The 5,982-nt window shown below is 71.7% G+C and carries 5 protein-coding genes and 1 pseudogene; 2 read left to right on the forward strand and 4 right to left on the reverse strand.

The annotated features are described in order from the left end of the window. Window positions 1-56: 56 nt before the first annotated feature. Complete coding sequence (locus IEZ08_RS38760) at window positions 57-503, reverse strand: MarR family winged helix-turn-helix transcriptional regulator (RefSeq protein WP_203863736.1); 447 nt, start codon at window positions 501-503, stop codon at window positions 57-59. 116 nt (window positions 504-619) lie between these two features. On the opposite strand from IEZ08_RS38760, the gene IEZ08_RS38765 reads away from it, so the two are divergent. Together IEZ08_RS38765 and IEZ08_RS38770 are read left to right on the forward strand one after the other, a co-directional pair. Then, window positions 620-1,693, forward strand: a complete 1,074-nt coding sequence (locus IEZ08_RS38765) for an SMP-30/gluconolactonase/LRE family protein (protein WP_203863735.1) — start codon at window positions 620-622, stop codon at window positions 1,691-1,693. 108 nt (window positions 1,694-1,801) lie between these two features. Further along, complete coding sequence (locus tag IEZ08_RS38770; protein ID WP_189244216.1) at window positions 1,802-2,935, forward strand: winged helix DNA-binding domain-containing protein; 1,134 nt, start codon at window positions 1,802-1,804, stop codon at window positions 2,933-2,935. Between the two features lie 22 nt (window positions 2,936-2,957). Here the strand turns inward: IEZ08_RS38770 and IEZ08_RS38775 are convergent, their stop codons facing one another. The 3 genes and pseudogenes from IEZ08_RS38775 to IEZ08_RS38785 all read right to left on the reverse strand — a co-directional run. Beyond that, a complete protein-coding gene (locus tag IEZ08_RS38775) occupies window positions 2,958-4,235 on the reverse strand; it encodes an AI-2E family transporter (RefSeq protein ID WP_068927341.1) in 1,278 nt (425 codons plus the stop codon). A gap of 90 nt (window positions 4,236-4,325) precedes the next feature. Beyond that, a complete protein-coding gene (locus tag IEZ08_RS38780; RefSeq protein ID WP_189244217.1) occupies window positions 4,326-5,546 on the reverse strand; it encodes a hypothetical protein in 1,221 nt (406 codons plus the stop codon). 110 nt (window positions 5,547-5,656) lie between these two features. Then, window positions 5,657-5,982 (reverse strand): annotated as a pseudogene (locus IEZ08_RS38785) (phospholipid carrier-dependent glycosyltransferase); the annotation flags it as partial.

Genomic DNA, 5,982 nt, shown 5'->3' on the forward strand with positions numbered 1-5,982 from the left:
TCGCAACCGCGGCCTGAGACCCTCACTCAACCCGGTGATCGTTTCCGGTCACAGCACTAGTCGTCCCGGCGGGCCGTCTCAAGGAAGCCGATGCAGCGGCCCAGCAGGGCGATCAGCGTCTCCCGCTCCTCGTCGCTGAACTCGGCGGCCAGTCCCCGCTCGACCCGTACCGCGCGGGCGTCCCCGTCGGCCAGTACCCGCGCCCCCTTCTCGGTGAGCCGGGTCTCCAGGATGTTCCTGTGCCACTCGTGCGGGGTGCGCTCGATCAGGCCGTTCTCCTGGAGGTTCTTGAGCACGGTGTTCATGGTCGGCGGGGTGACGGCGCACGCTCGGGCGAGCGCGGCGGCGGAGATGCCGGGATTCTGCGACAGGTACAGCAGCGCCGCGTACTGCGACACCGTCAGGTGAGCCGGCCTCAGCGCGGCCTGTTTGGCCGCGTTGAGCGCCTGCTCGGCGCGCTTGAGATGAGAGCCCAGGCGCTCCGGAATCGGCATCGAGGTCATCTCTGCATGGTAGTGGCCCAGAAAGTTTGTACGTTGACGAAGATTAGAACTCTAATTACTGTTAGCCTTCACCTTCCTGATAACTATCTAATCTTGATGTCGAACGGAGAAGCATCGTGCTCCGAGTCCACCGGCCCGTGGCCGCCGCCGTCGCGGCTCTCGCCGTGGCCCTGTCCTGTACCCCGGCCGCCCAGGCGGTCCAGGAAGCCCCGGCCACCATGACCACCGCGACCACCGCGACCACCGCGACCACCATCGCCGTGACCGGTCCGTCCACGCCGACGGACCTCGGGGCGCGGCCCCGGATCTCCACGGCCTACGAGCTGCCGGGTGACCGGGTCTATCCCGAGGGCGTCGCCGTCGACCCGCGCACCGGCGACCTCTACGCGGGGTCGTTCGCCGACGGCACGGTCTTCAAGCTGACCCCGGGACGGCGCACGGCCCGGGTCTTCCTGCCGGCGGGCGCGGACGGCCGCGACACCGCCAACGGGCTGAAGGTGGATCGGCTCGGACGGCTCTGGGTGACCGACTCCACCACCGGGGTCTCCGTGTACGACACGCGCAGCCGCCGCCTGCTGGCCCGCTTCGAGGTCCCGGGCCAGGACGCGCGCTTCGTCAACGATCTCGCCATCACCCCGGACGGCAGCGCCTACCTGACCGACAGCGTCCGTGCCGTGGTCTACCGCGTCACCCCCGGGCAGCTGGCCGGGGCGGGCGACGAGCCCGTGGCGCTCACCCCCCGTTTCGACCTGAGCGGCGTCCTCGACGCGCACGAACCCGGCGCGTTCACCCTGAACGGGATCGTCGCGGATCCGTCCGGACGCCACCTGCTGACCGTGGACATGACCGGCGGCGATCTCTACCGCCTCGACCCCGCCTCGGGGACGATCCGCAGGGTCGCCCTGAGCGGCGGTGACATGCTCCACGCCGACGGGCTGGAACTGCAGGGGGGCCGGCTCTGGGTCGTCCACAACACCGCCAACACCATCAGCCGGTGGCGGGTCTCCGGGGACGGCTCCACGGCGCGGGCGGAACGGAGGGTGACCGACGAGGCGCTGCAGATCCCGACGACGCTGGTGCGGGTCCGCGGGACGCTCTACGTGGTCCGTTCGCAGTTCGACAAGGGCGGCCCGCTGGGGGAGGGCACCCCGCGGACGCCGTTCACCGTCGCCGCCGTGCGCGGCATCTGAGCGGGGGCGGTTCTCTCGTCATCCCGATACCCGGTGGAGACGCGATCCGGCGGAGACGTGAGAAGATCGTAGGCGGTGCCCGACGGCCGTAAGGACAGGGATTCTGGCATGAGCCTCACCCCCCGGCAGCTCAACCGGGCCACGCTCGACCGGCAGCTGCTCCTCCGCCGCGAACCGCTGAACGCGGCCGACGCCGTCCGCCGCATCGTCGCCGTGCAGGCGCAGGAGGCCGCGTCGCCGTACATCGCGCTGTGGAACCGGCTCGCCGGCTTCGACGCGGCCGACCTCGACGCCGCGTTCGCCGACCGCGCGGTGGTCAAGGCGTCACTGATGCGCATCACGCTGCACGCCGTACACGCCGAGGACTACCCGGAGTTCCACAACGCGATGTGGCGGACCCTGCGCGCCGCGCGGCTGGGTGATTCGCGCTTCACGTCGAGCGGGCTGTCCACGGCCGACGCCGACGCGCTCCTTCCCCATCTCGCGGCGTTCACGGTCCGCCCGCGCACCGTCACCGAGGTCGAGGACCTGCTCGCGGCCCGCCTCGGTGAGCGCAAGCGGGGCGTGTGGTGGGCGTTGCGGACGTTCGCTCCCCTGCACCACACGCCGACCGGCGGGCCGTGGTCGTTCGGCGCGTGGTCGTCGTTCGTCGCCGCCCCGGCGAAACCGGAGCCCGCGGAGGAGGACACGTCCGTGCAGCGGCTGCTCCTGCGCTACCTGCAGGCGTTCGGTCCCGCCTCGATGCGTGATTTCGCCCAGTTCACCATGCTCAGGCGGCCGGTGGCGGCACAGGCCCTGCGGGCTCTGGCGGACCGGGTCGAGGAACGGCAGGGCCCGGGCGGGGAGACGCTGTTCGACGTGGCGGGGGCGTCGCTGCCGGCCGAGGACACCGTCGCACCGCCGCGGCTGCTGCCCATGTGGGACAGCACCCTGCTCGCCTACTCCGACCGCAGCCGGATCATCCCGCAGGACTACCGGGCGCTGGTCATCCGGCGCAACGGCGACGTCCTGCCGGCCCTGCTCGTCGACGGGTACGTCGCCGGTGTGTGGCGCCCGGCCGAGGGAGGCATCGAGGCGACGGCCTTCCACCGGCTGGACGAGGGGACGTGGGAGGGGCTCGCGGCCGAGGCCCGCGCGCTGGTGGCGTTCCTGGCGGACCGGGAACCGGCCGTCTACCGTCGCTACGCCCACTGGTGGGCCAAGCACCTGCCGGGCGCCGAGGTCCGCCTGCTCCCGGGCTGACCGGTTCCCGGGCGCCGCACGGTCACAGGCGTTCCTGCCGGGGCAGGACCACCTCGCGCAGGATGAGCAGGATCGCGGCGGCGATCGGGATGCCCAGCAGGGCGCCCACCACACCGAGCAGGGCGCCGCCGAGCAACGCGCCGACGACCGTGGCCAGCGGCGGGACGTCCACCGAGCTCAGCATCACCTTCGGGGCGATCAGGTAGTTCTCGATCTGCTGGTAGATGGTGAAGAAGACGACGCAGACGATGCCGACCGTGGGGGAGACGAAGAATCCGACGAGCGAGGCCACACCCGCGCCGATGAAGGCGCCGACCATGGGGATCAGGTCGGTCAGGGCCACGATCAGGGACAGGGCCAGGGCGTACGGCACCTGCATGATGCTCAGGAAGAGGAAGGTCGTCACCCCGGCGATCAGCGAGACGATCAGGTTGCCGGCGACGTAACCGCCGATGCGCTGGATGATCTCGTCGCCGAGCAGGCGGATGCGGGTCCGGCGGGACCGGGGCGCCAGGCGGTAGCCCATCTCCTTGATGGAGGTGAGCGATCCCAGGAAGTAGAGCGTGAGGACGAGCACGGTCAGCGCGTTGAAGACCGCGCCGAGCAGGACCGAGCCCAGGCCGAGCACGCCGCCGAACATCTGGGTGCCGAAGTCGCCGCTGGTGACGTACTGCTGGAGTTTGTCCAGCAGCTGGAAGCGCTGGTCGAGATCACGGATCACGACGTTGTTCTGAAGCCCCTGGACGTAGTCCGGGACGTTGGCCACGAACTGGGTGAACTGTGTGGTCAGCGGCGGCACGACCGCCAGGCCGAAGACGACGAAGAGCGCGATGACACCGAGGAAGACGATGGTGATCGCGACCAGGCGCGGCAGGTTGCGCCGCTGGAGGGCCTCGACGGCCGGGTTGAGCCCGACGGCGAGGAAGAGCGAGACCACGATGAGGATGATCACCGAGCCCGCGCTCGCCACGGCCTGCACCAGCCACCAGGCGGTGAGCACGCCCAGGGCGGCGGTGAAGCCGAACACGAACGGGTTGCCGCGCATCGACCGGCCGGGCCGCCCGAAGGGCCCGTCGGCGACGGTCATGTCCACGGCGGGCCCGGGAGGACCGCCCAAGGGGCCGCCGGGGTCGTGCAGGAGACCGGCGGGATCGTGCAGCGGCCCCGAGGTGGAGGGGACCGGCGCGGCGGCGCCGATGTCGGACAGAGGACCGGCGGAGGTCAGGATCGGCTCGGCGGCGGATCCTGCGGATCGTGGCTTCGGTGAGGAGGCGCCGTCACGGGGAGCGGATTCGGGCACATCCTCTCACTTCCCTCGCATTGACGAAATAGTCGGAAAAGTGGGGCTCGACCGGCCGGAATGTCCGCTCAGGCCACCATTCCGGCCCGGTCAGCTCATGCTGACGTAGCGGCGGGGGCGCAGGGCGTGGCCGCGCAGGGCCGTCAGGGCGGCGGCGCGGCCCCCCGGGGTGAGCACGCCCCCCGAGCACAGGCCGAAGGCGTGCAGGCGGCGGTTCAGCTCGGTGAGGGCGGCGTCGACCTCCGGGTGCCGCCACTCCTCGCAACCGATCACGGCGATCACGCTCTCCCGGTCGGCGGGCTTCCCCTCGGCCAGCAGCATGAGCGCCACCTCCCTGGTGGACACCCTGAAGTCGTGCTCCCCGGTCGTGGAGACCAGCAGGGTGGCCGTGGCGGACGCCCAGAGCAGGCCCGCGTCGCCGAGCAGGCGCCCGCCGTCCGCGGTGGTCACCAGCCTCCGAGGGGAGTCCGCCTCCTCCAGGACGCCCATCTCCCGCGCGGCCTCGACGGCCGCCGCCAGCTCGGCGTCGCTCCAGCGGCTCTCGTCGAGTACGGCGGGGGCGAGGCCGTCCTGCGGGGTCAGCGGGATCCCGCCGGGACGGCGGCCCACGCGCAGCAGCCAGCGCAGGGCCTGGAGGTGGTCCCCGTCCGGCACCGGGACGGGGGCGTGCAGGCGCACCTCGAAGGGCTGGGCCAGCTCGCGCCAGGCCGTACCGCGGCCCAGGACCCAGCGGTTCAGCCGCTCGCCCTGGACCCGGTGGAGCCAGTTGTCGCCGCCCAGCTCGGTGCGGGGCGCGGTCAGCCAGCGCCGGGTGAGCCCCTCCCGCTCCGGAGCGGAGGCGGGGTCGAGCTCACCGGAGACGATGGCCAGCTCCAGCGCGGCCGAGCAGGCGCCGTGCGCGCCCAGCTCCTCCGGGCCCATGATGGAGCTCCAGCGCAGCTCCGGCACGTCGGGCGGGAGCACCCCGGTGGCGTCCAGGGCGGCCTGGTAGGCGGCCAGGCCCTCCTCCTCGCCGGAGCGGGCGTAGGTGCGCAGGATCTGCGAGGTCACGGGGGCGACGCAGAGCGCGGCGTAGCGCTCCAGCCCGCCCCGGCGCAGCAGCCGGCCCAGGGCGCGGGCGATCGCGGGGCGGTCACCGCTGACCTTGGTCGGCAGGGTGTACCACAGGAACTCGCACACGTTGAGTTCGGTGATCATCTCCAGCGGCTCGCCGCCGGTCAACCACTCGATCGCGCTCCGGGCGTGTTCGGCGTAGTCGGGTTCGGATCGCTCCATCTCGATCAGGAGCGCGGCCACGTCCGGTGCAGGCATGCTCCGAAGTCTGCCGTATGACTGCATGCCCTGACGATGAACGGGACGTAGTGGATCGCGCACGTCGCCTACCCTATGAAATCAGCTCTAAGCGGCTCGTATGCGAACGGTCAGATCCAGCCCTTGAAGAGCATCCGCGCATACCAGTCCGCATACGGGATGGCCTCCCCGGTGAGCACCGGGTGGAGCCACCCGAAGTTGGCCAGCGCGAGCAGGGCGAAGGTGCCCGCCAGCGCGGCCCCGAGGGCCCTGCGGTTGGGCGGGGCGTCCGCCGGGCCGATGAGCAGCCCGGCGGCGAGCACGACGGCCAGGACCATGAACGGCACCAGCGGGACCGCGTAGAACAGGAACATGGTGCGGTCCTGGGCGATGGCCCAGTAGAACCAGGGCAGCCAGCCTACGGCGTAGGCCAGCAGCACCGCTCCGGCGCGCCAGT

Origin of the sequence: Planobispora rosea (assembly GCF_014648175.1) — a bacterium.
Classification (GTDB): Bacteria; Actinomycetota; Actinomycetes; order Streptosporangiales; family Streptosporangiaceae; genus Planobispora; species Planobispora rosea.

Coding starts and splice junctions, on each gene's coding strand:
- IEZ08_RS38760 (WP_203863736.1), bottom strand. CDS start 503: ATGACCTCGATGCCGATTCCGGAGCGCCTGGGCTCTCATCTCAAGCGC.
- IEZ08_RS38770 (WP_189244216.1), top strand. CDS start 1,802: ATGAGCCTCACCCCCCGGCAGCTCAACCGGGCCACGCTCGACCGGCAG.
- IEZ08_RS38780 (WP_189244217.1), bottom strand. CDS start 5,546: ATGCCTGCACCGGACGTGGCCGCGCTCCTGATCGAGATGGAGCGATCC.